This is a genomic window from Brevibacillus sp. HB1.2 (genome assembly GCF_013332495.1).
Lineage (GTDB): Bacteria > Bacillota > Bacilli > Brevibacillales > Brevibacillaceae > Brevibacillus > Brevibacillus porteri.
The window spans coordinates 1-19,130 of record NZ_JABMIU010000021.1; the positions used below are offsets into that span (position 1 = coordinate 1).

The 19,130-nt window shown below is 47.3% G+C and carries 20 protein-coding genes and 1 other annotated feature; of the genes, 19 read left to right on the forward strand and 1 reads right to left on the reverse strand.

All coding sequences use genetic code 11. The features are described from left to right. From HPY28_RS30270 to pssA, 10 genes are all read left to right on the forward strand, one after another. The coding region (locus HPY28_RS30270; RefSeq protein ID WP_217444914.1) for a hypothetical protein at nucleotides 1-183 on the forward strand (183 nt) is incomplete at its 5' end. 54 nt (nucleotides 184-237) lie between these two features. Beyond that, nucleotides 238-1,359, forward strand: coding sequence for a UDP-N-acetylglucosamine--LPS N-acetylglucosamine transferase (locus HPY28_RS27565; protein ID WP_017247021.1), 1,122 nt, complete (start codon nucleotides 238-240; stop codon nucleotides 1,357-1,359). Between the two features lie 29 nt (nucleotides 1,360-1,388). After that, nucleotides 1,389-2,075 carry an HAD hydrolase-like protein gene (locus tag HPY28_RS27570; protein WP_174231824.1) on the forward strand — a complete coding sequence of 229 codons (687 nt, stop codon included), beginning with the start codon at nucleotides 1,389-1,391 and terminating at the stop codon, nucleotides 2,073-2,075. Nucleotides 2,076-2,263: 188 nt separating this feature from the next. Beyond that, nucleotides 2,264-2,728 (forward strand): CtsR family transcriptional regulator, encoded by a 465-nt coding sequence (locus tag HPY28_RS27575; RefSeq protein ID WP_017247023.1) that lies wholly within the window; start codon nucleotides 2,264-2,266, stop codon nucleotides 2,726-2,728. Between the two features lie 16 nt (nucleotides 2,729-2,744). Further along, nucleotides 2,745-3,263 carry a protein-arginine kinase activator protein McsA gene (mcsA, locus tag HPY28_RS27580; protein ID WP_007716182.1) on the forward strand — a complete coding sequence of 173 codons (519 nt, stop codon included), beginning with the start codon at nucleotides 2,745-2,747 and terminating at the stop codon, nucleotides 3,261-3,263. Between the two features lie 19 nt (nucleotides 3,264-3,282). Beyond that, nucleotides 3,283-4,356 carry a protein-arginine kinase McsB gene (gene mcsB / locus HPY28_RS27585; RefSeq protein ID WP_017247024.1) on the forward strand — a complete coding sequence of 358 codons (1,074 nt, stop codon included), beginning with the start codon at nucleotides 3,283-3,285 and terminating at the stop codon, nucleotides 4,354-4,356. A gap of 66 nt (nucleotides 4,357-4,422) precedes the next feature. After that, nucleotides 4,423-6,873 (forward strand): ATP-dependent Clp protease ATP-binding subunit, encoded by a 2,451-nt coding sequence (locus tag HPY28_RS27590; protein ID WP_017247025.1) that lies wholly within the window; start codon nucleotides 4,423-4,425, stop codon nucleotides 6,871-6,873. Between the two features lie 106 nt (nucleotides 6,874-6,979). Beyond that, complete coding sequence (radA, locus tag HPY28_RS27595) at nucleotides 6,980-8,347, forward strand: DNA repair protein RadA (protein WP_016742863.1); 1,368 nt, start codon at nucleotides 6,980-6,982, stop codon at nucleotides 8,345-8,347. 8 nt (nucleotides 8,348-8,355) lie between these two features. Continuing rightward, a complete protein-coding gene (gene disA / locus HPY28_RS27600; RefSeq protein WP_017247026.1) occupies nucleotides 8,356-9,432 on the forward strand; it encodes a DNA integrity scanning diadenylate cyclase DisA in 1,077 nt (358 codons plus the stop codon). Between the two features lie 114 nt (nucleotides 9,433-9,546). After that, complete coding sequence (gene pssA, locus HPY28_RS27605; RefSeq protein ID WP_017247027.1) at nucleotides 9,547-10,275, forward strand: CDP-diacylglycerol--serine O-phosphatidyltransferase; 729 nt, start codon at nucleotides 9,547-9,549, stop codon at nucleotides 10,273-10,275. Between the two features lie 95 nt (nucleotides 10,276-10,370). Here the strand turns inward: pssA and HPY28_RS27610 are convergent, their stop codons facing one another. Next, nucleotides 10,371-10,766, reverse strand: coding sequence for a nucleoside triphosphate pyrophosphohydrolase family protein (locus HPY28_RS27610; protein WP_007716195.1), 396 nt, complete (start codon nucleotides 10,764-10,766; stop codon nucleotides 10,371-10,373). A gap of 286 nt (nucleotides 10,767-11,052) precedes the next feature. Between HPY28_RS27610 and HPY28_RS27615 the strand changes: the two genes are divergently transcribed. From HPY28_RS27615 to HPY28_RS27655, 9 genes are all read left to right on the forward strand, one after another. Next, the gene (locus HPY28_RS27615) at nucleotides 11,053-12,141 is read left to right on the forward strand and encodes a PIN/TRAM domain-containing protein (protein ID WP_017247028.1); all 1,089 of its coding nucleotides are present in this window, start codon (nucleotides 11,053-11,055) and stop codon (nucleotides 12,139-12,141) included. 27 nt (nucleotides 12,142-12,168) lie between these two features. Continuing rightward, entirely contained in the window at nucleotides 12,169-12,855 is a 687-nt protein-coding gene (gene ispD / locus HPY28_RS27620) for a 2-C-methyl-D-erythritol 4-phosphate cytidylyltransferase (protein ID WP_069852868.1), read from the forward strand. A 3-nt stretch (nucleotides 12,856-12,858) separates the two neighbouring features. Continuing rightward, entirely contained in the window at nucleotides 12,859-13,332 is a 474-nt protein-coding gene (gene ispF / locus HPY28_RS27625) for a 2-C-methyl-D-erythritol 2,4-cyclodiphosphate synthase (protein WP_017247030.1), read from the forward strand. Nucleotides 13,333-13,420: 88 nt separating this feature from the next. After that, entirely contained in the window at nucleotides 13,421-14,887 is a 1,467-nt protein-coding gene (gene gltX / locus HPY28_RS27630) for a glutamate--tRNA ligase (protein ID WP_173624362.1), read from the forward strand. 27 nt (nucleotides 14,888-14,914) lie between these two features. After that, nucleotides 14,915-15,177 (forward strand) — a binding site (T-box leader). A gap of 163 nt (nucleotides 15,178-15,340) precedes the next feature. Next, the gene (cysE, locus tag HPY28_RS27635) at nucleotides 15,341-16,006 is read left to right on the forward strand and encodes a serine O-acetyltransferase (RefSeq protein WP_017247032.1); all 666 of its coding nucleotides are present in this window, start codon (nucleotides 15,341-15,343) and stop codon (nucleotides 16,004-16,006) included. Beyond that, a complete protein-coding gene (gene cysS, locus HPY28_RS27640; protein ID WP_017247033.1) occupies nucleotides 15,987-17,393 on the forward strand; it encodes a cysteine--tRNA ligase in 1,407 nt (468 codons plus the stop codon). The genes cysE and cysS overlap by 20 nt, the downstream gene beginning before the upstream one ends. A 17-nt stretch (nucleotides 17,394-17,410) precedes the next feature. Beyond that, nucleotides 17,411-17,815 (forward strand): Mini-ribonuclease 3, encoded by a 405-nt coding sequence (locus HPY28_RS27645; RefSeq protein WP_017247034.1) that lies wholly within the window; start codon nucleotides 17,411-17,413, stop codon nucleotides 17,813-17,815. 1 nt (nucleotide 17,816) lies between these two features. Beyond that, nucleotides 17,817-18,572, forward strand: a complete 756-nt coding sequence (rlmB, locus tag HPY28_RS27650) for a 23S rRNA (guanosine(2251)-2'-O)-methyltransferase RlmB (RefSeq protein WP_012683967.1) — start codon at nucleotides 17,817-17,819, stop codon at nucleotides 18,570-18,572. Between the two features lies 1 nt (nucleotide 18,573). Further along, complete coding sequence (locus HPY28_RS27655) at nucleotides 18,574-19,098, forward strand: NYN domain-containing protein (protein ID WP_017247035.1); 525 nt, start codon at nucleotides 18,574-18,576, stop codon at nucleotides 19,096-19,098. Nucleotides 19,099-19,130 lie beyond the last annotated feature (32 nt).

Sequence of the window (19,130 nt, forward strand, 5' to 3'; positions counted from 1 at the left end):
TTCTTAGCAATCATGCGTATTCAGTTTTCAGGGAATGAAACCAACCTCTTTACCCCAGAATGGGTAAGGAGGTTTTTCGTTTTTATAGCAAAAAGTCAAACTCGCGATTATTTTGTCGATAAGTTAGGCCGAATGACCGACAAGTTCCCTCTTGCAGACGGGTCTTGGGGTAGACTAACATGAGAAGGTACCTGATCCAGGCGTTGGAGTAGGCGAGGTTATGAAGGAGAATCGTTCATGAAAAAAATTCTAATCTTTTCCGCTTCCATCGGTAACGGACACAACCAGGCAGCGCGGGCCATGCAGGAAAGCTTGGCCGAGAGTGGTTGCACATCAATGATCATCGATACGTTGGAATATATTAGCCCCACCTTTCACAAGATTTTGCTGGAAAGCTATATGAATCTGTTAAGGCTGTCACCCAAGATGTGGGGAAGGATTTACCATAATACGGAAAAAACCCGTTTCTTCGATATGAATGTGCTGATGAATAAGTTATTGGCAAACAAACTGAAAAAGCTGATCAACAGTGTACAGCCTGATGCCTTTATTGCTACGCATCCGTTTGCAAGCTGTATGCTCTCCGTCCTGAAAGGGAGAAATGATTGGAAGGAACCAATCTATACGATCATTACTGACTATACCATCCATCCTTCGTGGATTAATCACCATATCAATTATTACTTCATCGGCCATGAACAACTGTATTACCTGTTAGACGTTTATCGTCAGGACCATCAAAAATTCATTCCGATGGGCATTCCCATCATGAAAAAATTCAGTTTACCATTGGACCCTGATTTGATTCGGCAAAAGCTGGGCCTCGCTCCTGGACAAAAGAGCATTATTCTTTCAGGGGGCGGATTGGGTCTCGGCTCGATGGAAAAGGTATTAGATGGTCTAGAAGAGATTAACATTCCTCTGAAAACTTTTGTGTTAACAGGGACAAACGACAAGCTGTACAATAAAGTGATAAATCGTACGTATCGCCATGAAGTCGTTCCACTAAAATTCATCAATAACTTCCATGAATACTTGGAGACGGCTGATTTAATTGTCACCAAATCAGGCGGACTTACATCAGCTGAAGTAATGAGTAAACGGGTACCCATGATTATTTACAACCCTCTGCCTGGACAAGAAGAGAGGAACAGCCACTTTTTGCTCAATAATGGATGTGCGGTACATGCCAATCTCTCGGAGCAATTGATTTACTTTATCGATGAACTATTGCATAGCCCGTCCAAGGTGGACTATATGCGTAGAATGGGACAGAAAATCTCAAAGCCAGATGCTGCACAACGAATTACCGAGTTTATCATGGATGATATGAATATGTTGTCAAGAGAAGTAGAATAGCTGCCTAGCCAGACAAAATGGAGGAACCCATGACTGTACCATTCGCCATATTATTTGATATGGATGGCACGTTACTGCAAACAGAAAAGCTGTCGACCCCCGCATTTATTCGAACGTTTGACCAGCTTCGTCAACAAGGGCTATGGCAAGGGGAAACGCCTGACGAGCGTGAACTGATCAATGTACTGGGAATGACGATCGAGCAGATCTGGGACAAATTGCTGCCGAGCGCGAGTGAGGAAGCCATTCGCTCAGCAGATGCTTTCTTGCTAGATAATGAAATCCAGTTACTCAAAGAAAGAGTGACCGAGCTATATCCGGATGTAAAATCAACCTTGGAAACACTGCGTGAGAAAGGATTTGCTTTGTTTGTAGCAAGCAATGGGCAAGAAGAGTACATCGATGCCATTTGTCAGGAATACGAGTTAAAGCCGCTGATGACCGATCTGTACTCAGCCGGCCGATTCCGTACGCATTCCAAAAATGACCTGGTTGCAAAATTGTTGTCTGATTACAAAATCGGGCAGGCCATCATGGTAGGAGATCGTCACTCCGACGTGGAAGCAGGCAAGACAAACGGTTTATTTACCATTGGATGCGACTTCGGTTTCGCCAAACCAGGGGAGCTTGATGGGGCAGATGTCATCATCACCAGCTTCACTCAGCTACTGAATCATTTGCCAGCAATCGACACCAATACACAAGAACAAACATAAACCATTCCTCAGGGAGTGGTTTTTTTGTTGATCATGTCCAAGTTTCAAGCGACCTTCTTTTGCCCACACTAGAATGTGTAAGGGACACTTGCGGGCACGCACTAAACCCATTATAATTAACGTCAAAGATAGTCAAAGTCAATAGGTAACCTCATAAGAACATACACAGAGGAATAGGAGGCGATGACTTGCGTAACATCTCGGACATCATTGAACATCACTTGAAAAGCATCATTACAAACAGTCCCAATGGATCGATCGAGATTCAGCGTAGTGAGCTTGCCGACCATTTTCAATGTGTGCCGTCTCAGATCAATTACGTCATCAATACGCGTTTTACCGTTCAAAAAGGATACATTGTAGAGAGTAAGCGCGGGGGCGGCGGGTATATTCGCATACGCAAGGTGCAGATTGTCAGCAAAGCACGTTTGCAGGAATTGCTAACAGAAGAACTGATTGGTGAGAGCATCAGTCAGAGCGTGGGAAATGCGATCGTAGAAAGACTAATGGAAGAAGGATTAGTCAACATCAGAGAAGCCACCTTGATGAAAATCGCTACCTCGCGAAATGTATTGACGCTAGAAGCTGAATTGCGGGATCGTTTGCGGGCAAATATTTTAAAGCAGATGATCGCAGCAATCTTGTTGAAGTAAAAGGAGGTATGATGTTATGAACTGTGAGGAATGCGGAAAACGACCGGCGACACTTCATTTGACGAAAATCGTCAATGGCGAAAAAACCGAATACCATATTTGCGAGCAGTGTGCTCATGAAAAAGGGGACGTCTTTACCGGCTTTCACAACTTCAGCATCAACAATCTCCTGTCAGGACTTTTAAAATTTGATCCCATGCAAAAGAATGGACGCGAAACGGCAACGAATAAGCCGCTTCAATGCGAAACATGTGGACTCACATATTCTCAATTTAGTAAAAGTGGACGATTTGGCTGTAGTGATTGCTACACCTTTTTGGGTGACCGACTGGACCCCCTTTTCCGCCGGATTCACGGAAACACACAGCATAGTGGAAAAGTACCAGAGCGTACCGGTGGCAAATTGAAGATCCGTAAAGAGCTGGAACAACTAAAGCAAGCACTGCAAAGTCATGTCGCCAGTGAAGAGTTCGAGAAGGCAGCAGAAATGCGTGATCGAATTCGAGCATTGGAACAAAAAATGGCCCAATCGTAGCAAGGGAGGTTAGCTGGTTATGTCCCAAAAGCAGTTTATGCAAAACCCGTGGAGCAATTGGATGAAAGGAGAAGGTCCTGATTCCGACATTGTCATTAGTACACGGCTGCGTATCGCCCGTAACCTGCGCCAGCACCCCTTTCCGTTATTGGCAACGGACTCGCAGGGCGAGGAAGTCGTCAGAAAGGTAACGGAAGTAAGCGATTCGGAGGCAATGCGCAAAAGGCATCAGCTTCAGGTCATCCAGATGGATCAAATTAACCCATTAGAAAAAAGGGTACTCGTAGAAAAGCATCTGATTAGCCCTCATCTGGCAGAGGAATCTCGCAAAGGTGCTGTATTACTTCGTGAAGATGAGTCTGTCAGCATTATGGTTAATGAAGAAGACCACATTCGAATACAGGTACTATTACCCGGGTTTCGTTTGAACGAGGCATGGGAATTAGGTACGAAGATAGACGACATTTTTGAGAAAAACTTGAACTACGCTTTCGACGAAACACGAGGATATCTGACAAGCTGCCCAACCAATGTGGGTACGGGTATTCGTGCATCTGTAATGCTGCACTTGCCGGCTCTGGTGATGACGCAGCAGATCAGCAGAATTTTACAGGCAATTAATCAAGTTGGTCTAGTTGTTAGAGGAATTTACGGAGAGGGCAGCGAAGCTCTAGGGAATCTTTTTCAGTTATCCAATCAGGTCACACTGGGGATGTCTGAGTCAGATATCCTTTCCAATCTCTACGGTGTAGCCAGACAGATTATTGAGCAAGAGCGTGTCGCACGTACTTATTTGCTGGAGCATACCCGGGTTTCTTTAGAGGATCGGATTTTTCGGTCGTATGGCATCCTGATGTACGCTCGCACAGTAGAGTCCAAGGAGGCGGCTCAGCGCCTGTCCGATGTACGTTTGGGGATTGATCTAGGTATTATTCCAAATGTATCTCCGCTCGTCCTAAACGAACTGTTGGTCACGACACAGCCGGGGTTTTTACAACACCACGCTGGACAAAAGCTCACTCCGGACCAACGCGACGAAAGAAGGGCACGGCTGATTCGCGAACGTCTGCGCGTAGTAGAATCACAAGAGTAATCGTAATGGTATCACGCAATTGTTAACCATATAGAGAAAAAACACGGTTATACGGAGGTGTACGATATGATGTTTGGACGTTTTACAGAACGAGCACAAAAAGTACTGGCGCTTGCCCTGGAAGAGGCGGTTCGTCTCGGACACAAAGATATTGGGACAGAGCATGTGCTGCTGGGACTCATTCGAGAAGGCGAAGGGATTGCGGCGAAGGCATTGCAATCACTTGGGCTTGGCCTCGATAAAATCCAGAGTGAAGTGGAGTCGTTAATCGGGCGAGGAACAGAGCAGTCCGGTAGTAATTACACACCAAACTATACACCTCGCGCCAAAAAGGTTATTGAACTGTCAATGGACGAAGCCCGCAAACTGGGTCATACCTATGTGGGGACTGAACATATTTTGCTTGGCTTGATCCGTGAAGGAGAGGGCATTGCTGCGAGAATCATGAACAATTTGGGCGTTAGCCTGAACAAGGCACGTCAACAGGTGCTCCAGCTCCTTGGCAGCTCGGAAATGATGGCATCTCATCAACCGTCTGGAGGGAACCCAGCGGCGAATACGCCGACATTGGACGGCTTGGCAAGGGATCTGACTGCAATCGCTCGTGATGGCGGACTGGACCCTGTCATTGGTCGCCAAAAAGAAATCGAGCGTGTGATCCAAGTACTTAGTAGACGTACTAAGAACAACCCTGTTTTGATTGGGGAGCCTGGCGTCGGGAAAACAGCTATCGCAGAAGGTCTTGCCCAAAAAATCGTGAACAACGAAATTCCAGAGACCCTTCGTGATAAGCGCGTCATGACACTCGATATGGGAACCGTTGTTGCGGGAACCAAATATCGTGGTGAGTTCGAAGATCGTCTGAAAAAAATCATGGACGAAATTCGCCAAGCAGGAAACATCATCCTGTTTATTGATGAGCTGCACACCTTGATTGGTGCTGGTGGAGCAGAAGGCGCAATTGATGCCTCCAACATTTTGAAGCCTGCTCTGGCACGTGGCGAGCTACAGTGCGTGGGTGCCACTACGCTGGATGAATATCGCAAGTACATCGAAAAAGACGCGGCACTGGAGCGTCGTTTCCAACCGATTCAGGTTGATGAACCGACACCGGAGGATGCGATTCGTATCCTGCATGGCCTTCGTGATCGTTACGAAGCCCACCATCGTGTCAAAATTACCGATGAAGCAATCGAGCAGGCAGTAAAACTGTCTGACCGCTATATTACGGAACGCTTCCTTCCTGACAAGGCTATCGACTTGGTCGACGAGGCGGCCTCCAAAGTTCGCTTGCAATCCTTTACGGTTCCACCAAACCTCAAAGAGCTGGAGGGACGTCTGGAAGAGGTACGCAAGGAAAAAGACGCTGCCGTACAATCACAAGAGTTCGAGGAAGCAGCAGCACTTCGCGATCAGGAGCAAAAACTGCGTGAAGAACTGGATAAAACGAAAAAAGACTGGAAAGAGCGCCAAGGCCAGCTGAACATGGAGGTTACGCCAGAAGACATCGCGCAAGTAGTGGCGAGCTGGACGGGTATTCCTGTATTGAAGCTGAAGGAAGAAGAAACAGAGCGTTTGCTGAAGATGGAAGAGATTTTGCACGATCGCGTCATTGGTCAAGATGAAGCAGTCAAATCCATCTCGCGTGCAATCCGCCGTGCCCGTGCTGGTTTGAAAGATCCAAAACGCCCGATCGGCTCGTTTATCTTCCTAGGACCTACTGGTGTGGGTAAAACTGAATTGGCTCGTGCCGTAGCAGAGACGCTTTTCGGTGACGAGGATGCCATGATTCGTGTAGATATGTCCGAGTACATGGAGAAGCATTCCACCGCTCGTCTGGTCGGTGCCCCTCCTGGCTATGTAGGCTTTGATGAAGGCGGTCAGCTGACCGAAAAAGTGCGTCGCAAGCCTTACTCCGTCATTTTGCTGGACGAAATCGAGAAAGCTCACCCAGACGTATTCAACATCCTGCTACAAGTATTGGATGATGGTCGTCTGACAGACTCCAAGGGACGTACCGTTGATTTCCGCAACACGGTTGTCATTATGACTTCCAACGTCGGAGCCAGCATGATCAAGAAAAATACGACGCTCGGCTTCACGACCAACGATTCGGAAAGAAAGTACCAGGATATGAAGGACAAAGTCATGGATGAGCTGAAAAAGAGCTTCCGTCCTGAGTTCTTGAACCGTATCGACGAAGTCATCGTGTTCCACTCTTTGGAGCAAGAGCATATCGAGCAAATCGTATCTCTCATGACAGAAGATCTGCGTAAACGTTTGAAAGAGCAAGACATTGATTTCCAATTGAGTGAAGAGGCCAAGAAAGTATTGGCAAAAGAAGGCTTTGATCCGGCCTATGGTGCGCGTCCTCTGCGTCGTGCTATCCAGCGCCACATCGAGGATAATTTGTCCGAGGAATTGCTCAAGGGCACGATCAGTAAAGGCGATACCGTCAATATCGAAGCCGAAGAAGGCAAGCTGGTTGTTAAGCGCCTCGAAAAAACGAAATCATAAGCTGGATTGAAAAGTAATAGAATGCCTCCTGATTCGGGAGGTATTCTTTTTTTGGGTGCGTAATTATGATAAAAGTAGAGAAAGAAATCCAAGTGAGGGTGCGACTATGTCAAAGTATAAAACGAAATACGCGTGTCAAGAATGTGGCTATGAATCGCCAAAATGGATGGGAAAATGCCCGGGGTGCAGCAGTTGGAACACCTTGGTGGAGGAAGTGACCGTAAAAAATCCACATCGTCACGAAGGGATGAGCGGCGGTCAGCGCCAATCTGCGATTCCATTGACTCAGGTAGCCAGTGAAGAAGAGCCACGCATGGATACCACGATCGGTGAATTGAATCGTGTTCTTGGTGGAGGACTTGTTCCGGGTTCACTCATTTTGGTTGGAGGAGACCCCGGAATCGGAAAATCGACATTGCTTTTGCAGACATCTTTTGCCTTGGCTCATCAAGGGGCAAAGGTTCTCTATGTATCTGGAGAGGAGTCGGCAAAACAAATCAAAATTCGCGCGGATCGACTCCATTTGCAAACGCCGCCGATGTTTGTATTGGCAGAAAATGATTTGGATTTGATCGAACAGCATATTAATCAAGTAGACCCGGATGTACTGATTATTGACTCGATCCAGACCGTGTTTCACCCGACGATCCAATCGGCTGCTGGAAGTGTCGCACAAGTGCGGGAGGCGACTGCCCAATTGATGCGGATTGCAAAAGGGAAAGGAATTGGTACCTTCATTGTCGGTCATGTTACCAAGGAAGGCTCCATCGCCGGTCCGCGTATGCTTGAGCACATGGTAGATGCTGTTCTCTATTTTGAAGGGGAGCGCCACAATACGTTTCGGATTTTGCGCGCCGTCAAAAACCGTTTTGGTTCGACAAACGAAATCGGTATTTTCGAGATGAAGGATCGCGGTTTGGAGGAAGTGGCGAATCCGTCTGAGATATTTTTAGCAGAGCGTCCATTTGGTGTTGCGGGTTCCACGGTCGTAGCCAGCATGGAGGGCACACGTCCCGTTTTGGTTGAGCTGCAAGCACTCGTTGCCCCGACCAGCTTTGTAACCCCACGGAGAACGGCAACAGGGGTCGATCATCAGCGTGTGGCGATGATCATGGCAGTGTTGGAAAAGCGCATGGGCATGATGCTACAAAATCAGGATGCATATGTAAACGTAGCAGGTGGGGTCAGATTGGATGAGCCAGCGGTTGATTTGGCGATTGCCGTAAGCATTGCAAGCAGTTTCCGTGATCACGCTACCAATCCGCATGATGTCGTGATCGGAGAAATTGGCTTGACTGGTGAGGTGCGCGGTGTCTCTCGTATTGAGCAACGAGTACGAGAAGCACATAAGTTAGGCTTTAAGCGTGTTATCATTCCGGAGAAAAACATCCGCGGTCTGGATGCGCCAGCAGATATTCAAGTGATTGGTGTGAGCAATATTGCCGATGCGTTGAACGAGGTGATAAGGAGGTAGGAGTGGGCATGCAGGGGAACATCAAAAGAGCTCCGCAATTCGGTGATGTGCTTCGTCTCGTGGCACCCGGCACACAGCTTCGTGAAGGATTGGAAAATGTTTTACGGGCCAAAACCGGGGGCTTGATCGTCATTGGGTGCGGTCCAGAGATGAAGACGATTGTCGATGGCGGTTTTTCCATCAATTGTGATTTTTCTCCTGCCCATTTGTATGAATTAGCGAAGATGGATGGGGCGATTATAGTAAGTGAAGACGCAAAACGCATCCTGTACGCGAATACGCAAATCTTCCCACCCTCCTCAGTCCCCACGAGCGAGACGGGGACACGGCATCGTACAGCGCAACGGACAGCCATTCAAACGAATCATCTGGTCATTGCTATCTCTCAGCGCCGCAATGTGATCACGTTGTACCAGGGGAATTTCCGGTATGTCTTAAGTGAAATCAGTGTCATTTTGGCCAAGGCGAATCAGGCTGTATCTACCCTTGAGAAATACAAGGCCGTTCTTGATCAAACATTGACGAATCTTGGTGCGTTAGAATTTGAGGAGCTCGTTACTCTACACGAAGTTGCCTCGGTTTTGCAACGGATTGAGATGGTGTTACGTATTAAGACAGAGGTCTCCAAGTACATATGTGAGCTAGGGGTAGAAGGAAGGCTCGTCAGTATGCAGTTGGAGGAATTGGTTTCAAACATTGAGGAAGAGGCACACATGCTTATTCGGGATTATTCCCGAGATCCATCCTATTCACCTGATCTCGTGTTGCGGGACATGAAAAAATTAAACTCGGAGGAAATGCTGGAACTTACTTCTTTTTTGCGAACGCTGGGGTATTCCTCCAATGCCAGTATGCTGGATGAATCCGTTTCCCCTAGAGGTTATCGGATCCTGTACAAGATCCGGCGTTTGCCCGTTACGATCATCTCAAATCTGGTAGAGCATTTTCATCATCTGCCGCGAATCATGATGGCAACGATTCAGGAATTAGACGAAGTGGAAGGCATTGGCGAGGTACGAGCGAGAGCGATTAAAGAGGGGCTGAAACGGATTCAAGAACAAGTGTTCATTGACAGACACATTTAAAGTAGAATAGGATAAAGGCATTATTTGTATTCAACATTTGCCTAGGGGACTTGGATGAAAACAAGGTCGACAGGATAACCTGCTCCTTACGCAAAAGAAATCAGGAGGTAGTCTATGTTCGTGAAATCGTTACCGAACATACTAACCGTAAGCAACTTGTTTCTGGGAGTTTTAGCAATTATTCTTGCGTTTCGAGGCGATCAATACGTCGAATATGCAGCGATCACAGTGATCATTGGTATGCTGGCAGACGGGCTGGATGGACGTGTAGCTCGTATGTTGAATGCCCAAAGCGAGTTCGGAAAGGAATTGGATTCACTTTCTGACGTCATTACGTTTGGGATTGCGCCAGCGTTCATCATGTATGTTGTCGTCTTGCAACACTTTGATTTGCTTGGGATTCTCATTACAGCCATTTTTCCGATCTGTGGTGCGCTGCGTTTGGCGCGTTTTAACGTACAGGCCGGGGTTCCGGGGTATTTCATCGGTTTGCCGATTACGGCAGCGGGGGGCGTACTGGCTACGCTCGCACTCTATCACCAAGTATTCACTCCGGTATTGCTTGCCGTAAGTATGTTGCTGCTTGCCTTTTTGATGGTATCAAAAGTCAAGTATCCTAACTTTAAAAAAGTGGGGATTCCAAAGTCTGCTTACTGGATCACACCCATTATCATCGCGATTGTGGTTGTTGTAGCGATTAAGTATCCGCAGCAATTTCCAAAAATCGTCTTCCTGCCACTTGCTTTTTATGCACTGTACGGAATAAAAAAAAACGTTGACTTTCTCGTCAAAAAATTACGCAAGCGTAAAAACAAAGAGGAAGAATCCGTTCCGTTTGAATAGTTACGGCATAAAAAAACCCACACTTCAATGTGCGGGTTTTTCTTTTTTGTATGCAACTTTTTTTAGGGTTCATTCGTAATACGAGTAACGGACTTTTAAGACAGATTGAAGACACCCAAAGTATTCAGTCGGTTGGATTCTTTCTGAAGCACATCTTCTAGCTTAATGTCAGTAATATTGCACAGGGCAGTGAGGTAAAAGAGATTTTTGCCAAGCTCAGCAGTAACTACATCGCGACAATGCTCGCACAGCGGTCCGTTAAAGTGGGTGTCCAAATGGGACTTGTTGTCCTCCAGATTCTTGTTCGAATCGTACGTCTGTTTTTTGGCAACCACTTCGACACAGCCGCATTCGGTGATGGCTTTGGTCAGTGAACGGTTAATGCGGGATGCCGTTTCCTGAACTTTGGACATGACGTCCAGTACGCTACGATGTCTGATCAAAAGCTCGGATACTTGCGTTTGAAAGTCGTCTATGTTTCGATTGTCCATCTGGTTCACCTCTGCTTTAGGCTGTTGGTATCGTCATAATTTTCTCTCATTACGATACTGACATTATAAGAAGGGAGTCAGCTCCCTGTCAATTTAACATCGAAGGAAACGAGTGTTCCCGGGTTGACGAGAAAATGACAACTATGTTAAAATTTTTGGCTATTTGACATGGCAAAATCTTTTTTGCTATAGTGAGGGAAAGTAAAATGAAGCATTATAATGATTTGGAAAAAAATAGGGTTTTACTCTTAGGCTTCTGTCTATATTAGTAAAAGGAGGTGAAGGCATGTTACGCCGAGTAGGAAAATTCATTTTTGTTTTGATTGGTGGCGGATTAGGGTATCGCTTTGGTGACGAACTGTTTTCGTTGCTCGATCCACTGTTAAACTTTGGTGTAGTAGCCGGATCGCAATATATTGGAGCTGTACTAGGTGCCATCTTGTTTTTCTTTTTAGCGAATTGGGTTGTGGATTATGTTCTGCGCATCGTTCGATGGGGTGAAGAGACACTCGTCAAAATGCCGGTTGTCGATGTGATGTTCGGAGCGATGGGGTTGATTAGTGGTCTTATTATTGCATTCTTATTATTCCTGCCCATCAGTAAAATTCCGATTCCATTTGTAGGAGATCTTTTGCCGTTAATTGTTTCCGGGTTGCTCGGTTATTTGGGCTTCCAGGTAGGATTTCGCAAGCGGGACGAGATTATGTCGGTATTTTCGATTGGACGTAAGGATAAGAAAAAGGATAGTGCAACAACTGCCGCTAACTTGGAAAATAAAATTCTCGATACCAGTGTCATCATTGACGGACGCATCGCAGATATTTGCCGTACTGGCTTTCTGGAAGGGGTACTGGTCATTCCGGGATTTGTGCTAGAGGAACTGCAGCATATCGCAGATTCCTCCGATGTACTGAAGAGAAACCGCGGTCGTCGTGGTCTGGATATCTTGAACAAGATTCAAAAAGAAATGAAGGTAAAGGTCCAGATTTGGGAAGGCGATTTTGAAGAAGTATCCGAGGTGGACAGCAAGCTGATCAAGCTCGCTAAGCTCATTAACGGAAAGGTCGTAACAAACGACTTTAACCTGAACAAGGTATGTGAGCTGCAAGGTGTTGCGGTATTGAACATCAATGATTTGGCGAATGCAGTTAAGCCTGTAGTTTTACCTGGAGAAGAGATGAACGTTCAAGTCATCAAGGATGGGAAAGAGCATGGTCAGGGTGTCGCTTATCTGGACGATGGCACGATGATTGTTGTAGAGGGTGGACGAGAATACATCGGAAATGACGTCGATGTTCTCGTAACGAGTGTGCTGCAAACTTCTGCGGGACGCATGATCTTCGCCAAACCAAAGTTGCTGGAACGAGCGTTATAGAAAAGACAACAGGAGAGGGATGAATCAGTGAGTACGGGTGTCGTGATCGTTGCAGCCGGTTCGGGTAAACGAATGGGTGGACAACGAAACAAGTTGTGGTTACCGCTTGCGGGCGAGCCGATCTTGGCTCATACGGTACGTCTTTTTGCCACTCATCCCGACATTGATGAAGTCGTGCTAGTGGTGAGTGAAGCAGACCACGCAGAAGTAACGACCTTGATCTCGGCTGAAAAGCTGACGGTTGTGGTTACTCTGGGTGGAGCAGAGCGACAAGACAGTGTGAGAAATGGCTTGGCATCACTATCCGCAAATTGCGATTATGTACTAGTTCACGATGCTGCCCGTCCTTTCGTCACTCGCAAACAGATCAGTGACATGATCAAACAAGTGCAACAAGATCAGGCAACGATCATGGCAGTACCTGTCAAAGATACGATTAAAGTGGTGGGGGCAACAGGACTTGTAGAGTCAACCCCAGCACGGGAAAGCTTGTGGGCGGTTCAAACCCCACAAGCTTTTCGTATGTCTTTATTGCGAGAGGCACATCAGGCAGCAGAGGCAGCGGGGAAGCTGGGTACGGATGATGCGATGCTGGTTGAGTGGCTGGGTCATCCGGTATCGATTATGAACGGAAGCTATGAGAACATTAAGATTACTACGCCAGACGATCTGTGGTTTGGTGAAGAGATATTGCGGAAACGAAAGGGAGAGTAGCTCATGCGTATTGGACAAGGTTTTGACGTGCATCAACTAGTAGAGGGGCGTCCATGCATTATCGGTGGCGTCACCATCCCGTATGAAAAAGGCTTGCTAGGGCATTCTGACGCGGATGTTCTCCTCCATGCGATTAGTGACGCGATTCTTGGAGCGATTGGTGAGGGGGATATTGGCCGTCATTTCCCAGATACAGACCCGGCTTTCAAGGATGCGGATAGCGTGAAGCTGTTGGAGCATGTATGGAAGTTGGTTCGGGAGCGCGGCTACCGTTTAGGAAACGTGGATGCAACGATCATTGCCCAAGCGCCGAAGATGGCGCCATACATCCCGCAAATGTGTGAAGTCATTGCACGCGTGCTGGAGGCAGAAGATCTCTCGCAAGTGAATGTGAAAGCGACTACCTCCGAGAAACTCGGTTTTACAGGCAGAGGGGAAGGAATCGCTGCACAGGCAGTATGCTTGCTTGTCAAGTAGAAGGGCAAGGTGTAACATAAAGCCTTAGATACGTTTTTACTTAGGTCAAGGTTTATAGCCTTTTACATTCATAAGGATGGTGCTACCAATGGCGAAAGAAATTCGCACTCGTTATGCGCCGAGTCCTACGGGGCATTTACACATCGGCGGTGCGCGAACAGCGCTCTTTAATTATCTTTTTGCGAAACATCACGGTGGTTCGTTCATCGTTCGGATTGAAGATACGGACCAAACGCGCAATAAGGAAAATGCGGACGAAGAGCAAATGAAAAACCTGAAATGGCTCGGCGTAACATGGGAAGAAGGTACAGACGTTGGTGGACCATATGGACCGTACCGTCAAACAGAACGCCTGGACATTTATCGGAAATATATCGATCAACTGCTGGCAGAAGGCAAAGCGTACTACTGCTACGCGACAAAAGAAGAGCTGGATGCAGAACGTGAAGAACAGCTCGCGCGTGGAGAAACACCGCGCATTTTGGAAAAGCACCGCCATGTAACGGACGAGCAGCGTGCTCAGTACGAAGCAGAAGGGCGAGTGCCATCCATTCACTTCCTCGTTCAGGATAATCGCGAGTATGTCGTGAACGACCTGATTCGTGGCCAGGTAACATTCGACTCCAACGAGATGGGCGATTTCGTTATTTGCCGTCCGGATGGAATTCCTACATACAACTTCGCTGTTGTAGTGGATGACTATTTGATGAAAATTAGCCACGTCATTCGTGGAGAAGAGCATCTGTCCAATTCGCCTCGTCAATTGATGATTTATGAAGCGTTTGGCTGGGAAGCGCCTGACTTTGCTCACTTGGCACTGATCCTCAACCAAGATGGCAAAAAGATGTCCAAGCGCGATGAGAGCATTCTTCAGTTCATTGAACAGTACCGTGACCTCGGCTTCTTGCCAGAAGCAATCGTGAACTTCCTTGTTCTTTTGGGATGGTCTCCAGGTGGCGAAGAAGAGATTTTCTTAATGGAAGATCTGATTAAGCTGTTCTCAATGGACCGCGTGAACAAGTCGCCAGCTGTGTTTGATGCAACGAAGATGAACTGGATGAACAACTTCTATTTGAAGCGTCAACCGCTGGATATGATTACAGACATGTGTATCCCGCATCTGCAAAAAGCAGGCTTTATCGAAGAGAATTTGTCTGCTGAGAAGCGCGAATGGGTTCGCAGTATCGTAGGCCTGTACCAAGAGCAAATGTCCTACTGTGCGCAAATCGTTCCGTTGGCAGCTCTTTTCTTCCTCGACGAAGTGGTGTACGATGAAGAAGCAACTCTGGTGCTAAAAGAACCGCAATTGCCGGAAGTGCTTGCTTCCTTTGTGAAACACCTTTCTGCCCAAGATGCATATAATGTGGATGTTATTAAAGCGGTACTCAAAGACGTGCAAAAGGAAACGGGTCACAAAGGCAAGGCATTGTTCATGCCGGTCCGTGTAGGAGCAACTGGTCAGGCGCATGGTCGTGACCTGGCGGAGACGTTGTATCTGCTTGGACGCGACAAGGTGATTGCACGTGCAGAGCAAGTAATTGCAAACGGTCAGTAAGTATTGGCTGGTTTTCTTTTATAAATAATGAATGCGACGATCAGGAGAAGTACAACAGTCTGCACATCTACAGAGAGGATGGATAGGTGAGAGCCATCTGGTGTGCCCTGTATGGAAATGCCCCTGTGAGCAATGAGCTGAACCTATCTTTTTGAAAAGATATCAGTAGGCGCCATCGGCTTCCCGCCGTTATCGGGATATGAGCGAGATTTGCTCATGACTGTTGTGAGTTTTTTGTGACAGTGATGACGATCTAAGCAGAGTGGAACCACGGTAAACCCGTCTCTGTCCCTTCGTGTTTTTTGAGGGGATAGGGACGTTTTTTATTTTTTTGAAAAGGTAGTTCAAAAAGTGGTTCTCGCTATTTTCTCAATGCTGAAAAGACAACTTTTTGAACCCTGACATTGAGGTTGAACGTGAGCAGGTAAATCAGGCAGGAGGTGCCACCCAAAAATGTTAGCACAGATGAGAGATGACATTCATGCTGTTTTTGAACGAGACCCGGCTGCGCGAAGTACGCTGGAAGTCGTTATGACCTATTCCGGTTTGCACGCGATATGGGGGCACCGGATTGCCCACAGGCTCTGGAAGTCTGAGCTGTGTACACTCGCCCGAATTGTCTCTCAAGTATCCCGATTTTTCACGGGAATTGAGATTCACCCGGGCGCAACAATTGGCCGCGGCCTGTTCATTGACCATGGCATGGGTGTTGTGATCGGAGAGACGTGCGAAATCGGAGACAATGTAACGATTTATCAAGGGGTTACACTCGGGGGAACAGGTAAGGAAAAAGGAAAGCGTCACCCTACAATCGGCAATGATGTCATTATTGCTACGGGAGCAAAGGTGTTGGGCTCCTTCAAAATTGGCGATAATTCAAAGATAGGGGCTGGTGCCGTTGTCTTGCAGGAGGTACCGCCTAACTCGACCGTAGTAGGAATCAAGGGACGCATCGTCATCCAGGATGGCAAGCGGGTCAAAAATGATCTGGACCATGTAAATATGCCAGACCCGGTAGCGGATACGATTCGTATGATGCAAAAGGAAATTGATCAGTTACGCAAAGAATTGGAGCTTTTGAGGGAGGATAAAAAGAACGATGGGCATTCAGCTGACTAACACGATGACGCGGCGAAAGGAACCGTTTCACACATTGGAGCCAGGGAAGGTAAAAATGTACGTGTGCGGTCCGACCGTGTACAACTACATCCACATTGGAAATGCGCGCCCTGCCATTGTATTTGATACACTTCGCCGTTACTTGAAATATCGTGGCTACGAAGTGACATTCGTGCAAAACATTACGGACGTAGATGACAAACTGATTCGTGTGGCGAATCAGGAAGGTGTCACTGTCAAAGAAGTGGCGGATCGATACACGGATGCGTACAACGCTGATCTGAAATCACTAAACGTACTGCCACCTGATATTCAACCGCGAGTAATGCAGACCATTCCGGAGATCATTGAATTCGTGCAAGGGCTGATTGAAAAGGGCTTTGCCTACGAGAGTGAAGGTGACGTCTATTTCCGCACGGGACGTTTTCAGGAATACGGAAAACTTTCGCATCAACCGTTGGATGATTTGCAGGCAGGTGCTCGTGTAGAAATCAACGAGAAAAAGGAACATCCCCTGGACTTTGTCCTTTGGAAAGCGGCCAAGACCGGAGAAGTTACCTGGGGCAGTCCGTGGGGCGAAGGAAGACCGGGATGGCATATTGAGTGCTCGGCGATGGCCCTGAAGTTTTTGGGTGAGGAAATCGATATCCATGCGGGCGGAACAGACCTTGTGTTCCCGCACCACGAGAACGAAATTGCCCAGTCGGAATGCTTTACGGGTAAAGTCTTTGCTCGCTACTGGCTACACAACGGCATGCTCAATATCGATAACGAAAAAATGTCCAAATCCCTCGGGAATTTCTTGCTTGCACGCGATCTTTCGGAGAAATTCGGTGGTCAATTAATTCGCTTCTTTATGCTTCAGGGGCACTATCGCAACCCGATCAATTTTAGCGAAGAGTTGATTGAACAGGCGGCTAATGGTCTAGATAGAATTAAGACCGCGCATACGAATCTGTCTCATCGTCTGGATACCGTGCGCGCAGAAGAGCCGAATGATCAGGCACAGGAGCAGGCACGAATCATTGGAGAGCTTCGTGAGCGTTTCATTGCTGAGATGGATGATGATATCAATACAGCGAATGCCATTACCGTTATTTTTGACGTCGTGAAGGAAGCCAACCTGTATTTGCGTCATCAAAATGTAGGCGAAACCGAAGTTCGTGCGTACATGGATTTGTTGGTGGAGTTGACGGAGGTTCTTGGTCTTGAAATTGCAGAAGAGCAGGAACTGTTGGATAGTGAGATTGATGCGTTGATCGAAGAGCGCACAGAAGCTCGCAAAGCAAGAAACTTTGCCCGTTCTGACGAAATCCGCGATCTGCTCGCAGCAAAAGGAATCGTGCTGGAGGACACGCCACAAGGTGTTCGCTGGCGTCGAAAATAAGGGGCCGAAGAAAATAGATGCAAAAAGAAGAACTAACCCGAGATCCTAATCTGACAAATCCACTCGTGCTTGCCTTCCTCGGGGATGCTACCTATTCGCATTGTGTTAGGTATCATTTGATCGCCAAGGGGCTGGTTAAACCAAACCAGCTCCACAAGGCGGCCAACCGCTATGTTTCAGCGAAAGCACAGGCCAATGTGTTGTTGACGTTAATGCCCACATTGCCGGAGGAAGAATTGAATGTAGTGAAGCGGGGGCGGAATGCCAAATCCGGTTCCAGTGCCAAAAACGCCGATATTATCGACTACCGTCATGCAACGGCTTTTGAAGCATTGATCGGGTACCTGTACTTGTGTGGAAAAGAAGAGCGGATCGCTGAAATTGTGCAGCAGGCTTTTGCCATAGTGGAAGGAGAATCGTGAAATGAGTGAAGAGTGGATTCTGGGGAAAAACCCCGTCATCGAGGCTTTGCGATCGGGGCGTACGATCAATAAGATTTGGGTTGCAGAGGGAACGAATAAAAATTTGATGGGACCTGTCTTTGCTTTGGCAAAAGAACAGGGTGTCATTGTGACGACAGCGAACCGCAAAAAGCTGGATCAGCTCGTGTCGACGGACAACCATCAGGGTGTAGTGGCTTCTGTTGCTGCTTACGATTACGTAGAAGTAGACGATATTTTGAAGCGGGCAGAGGAAAAAAACGAGGCGCCGTTCATTTTGCTGTTGGACGAGCTGGAAGATCCGCATAACCTCGGTTCGATCATGCGTACAGCCGATGCAGTCGGTGCTCATGGTGTCATCATTCCAAAACGACGTTCTGTCAGTCTTACGGCAACAGTGGCAAAAGCTTCGGCAGGGGCGATCAACTACGTGCCGGTAGCGCGAGTGACGAATTTGGTTCGTACCATGGAAGAGCTCAAAGAACGCGGTGTTTGGATCGCAGGAACAGACGCGAGTGCCAAACAAGATTTCCGCCAGGGTGATTATACGATGCCGCTCGCGATTGTCATTGGCAGCGAAGGAAAAGGCATGAGTCGCCTCGTTCGGGAAAACTGTGATTTTCTGTACAGCCTTCCGATGGCGGGCAATGTTACCTCACTCAACGCTTCTGTAGCAGCTGCCTTGTTGATGTATGAAGTCTATCGCTCCAGGAGTCCAATTCCAACGCGGGTGAAATGACATGTCAAAACGAAAAGCCAAGCAGCTGTTGATCGTAGATGGATACAATATCATCGGCGCCTGGCCCGATCTGCGCCTGCTGAAGGATCAAGAGCGGATGGACGAGGCGCGTGATCAGTTGATCGCAAAAATGGCAGAATACCAGAGCTACACAGGGACGAAGGTTATCATCGTTTTCGATGCGTACAACGTTCCTGGCATTGGCCGTCAAATGGAAGACTTCCAGGTTGAAGTCTATTTCACGAAGAAAAAGGAGACGGCTGACGAAAAAATAGAGCAGTTAGTCTCCGAATTTCACAATAAAAATCGACAAATTTATGTGGCAACTTCTGACTATACGTCACAACGTGTCATATTTGGGCAGGGAGCTTTGCGCAAATCTGCCCGGGAGTTGTTGCTCGATATGGAAAATGCGGGGAAAGAAATCAAGAAACAAGTCGAAAAAACGCAAGAAGACGGCTTCTCCAGGCGGATTACGCTGAATGATGAAATAGCGAAAATATTCGAAAAATGGAGAAGGGAATAACTTGGATTCGGTTGACGCTTTTTTACGGCATC

Excerpts from the sequence above, each read along its gene's own strand:
- HPY28_RS27565 (WP_017247021.1), top strand. The coding sequence starts at position 238 with ATGAAAAAAATTCTAATCTTTTCCGCTTCCATCGGTAACGGACACAAC.
- HPY28_RS27570 (WP_174231824.1), top strand. The coding sequence starts at position 1,389 with ATGACTGTACCATTCGCCATATTATTTGATATGGATGGCACGTTACTG.
- mcsA (WP_007716182.1), top strand. The coding sequence starts at position 2,745 with ATGAACTGTGAGGAATGCGGAAAACGACCGGCGACACTTCATTTGACG.
- mcsB (WP_017247024.1), top strand. The coding sequence starts at position 3,283 with ATGTCCCAAAAGCAGTTTATGCAAAACCCGTGGAGCAATTGGATGAAA.
- HPY28_RS27590 (WP_017247025.1), top strand. The coding sequence starts at position 4,423 with ATGATGTTTGGACGTTTTACAGAACGAGCACAAAAAGTACTGGCGCTT.
- radA (WP_016742863.1), top strand. The coding sequence starts at position 6,980 with ATGTCAAAGTATAAAACGAAATACGCGTGTCAAGAATGTGGCTATGAA.
- disA (WP_017247026.1), top strand. The coding sequence starts at position 8,356 with ATGCAGGGGAACATCAAAAGAGCTCCGCAATTCGGTGATGTGCTTCGT.
- pssA (WP_017247027.1), top strand. The coding sequence starts at position 9,547 with ATGTTCGTGAAATCGTTACCGAACATACTAACCGTAAGCAACTTGTTT.
- HPY28_RS27610 (WP_007716195.1), bottom strand. The coding sequence starts at position 10,766 with ATGGACAATCGAAACATAGACGACTTTCAAACGCAAGTATCCGAGCTT.
- HPY28_RS27615 (WP_017247028.1), top strand. The coding sequence starts at position 11,053 with ATGTTACGCCGAGTAGGAAAATTCATTTTTGTTTTGATTGGTGGCGGA.
- ispF (WP_017247030.1), top strand. The coding sequence starts at position 12,859 with ATGCGTATTGGACAAGGTTTTGACGTGCATCAACTAGTAGAGGGGCGT.
- gltX (WP_173624362.1), top strand. The coding sequence starts at position 13,421 with ATGGCGAAAGAAATTCGCACTCGTTATGCGCCGAGTCCTACGGGGCAT.
- cysE (WP_017247032.1), top strand. The coding sequence starts at position 15,341 with ATGTTAGCACAGATGAGAGATGACATTCATGCTGTTTTTGAACGAGAC.
- cysS (WP_017247033.1), top strand. The coding sequence starts at position 15,987 with ATGGGCATTCAGCTGACTAACACGATGACGCGGCGAAAGGAACCGTTT.
- HPY28_RS27645 (WP_017247034.1), top strand. The coding sequence starts at position 17,411 with ATGCAAAAAGAAGAACTAACCCGAGATCCTAATCTGACAAATCCACTC.
- rlmB (WP_012683967.1), top strand. The coding sequence starts at position 17,817 with ATGAGTGAAGAGTGGATTCTGGGGAAAAACCCCGTCATCGAGGCTTTG.
- HPY28_RS27655 (WP_017247035.1), top strand. The coding sequence starts at position 18,574 with ATGTCAAAACGAAAAGCCAAGCAGCTGTTGATCGTAGATGGATACAAT.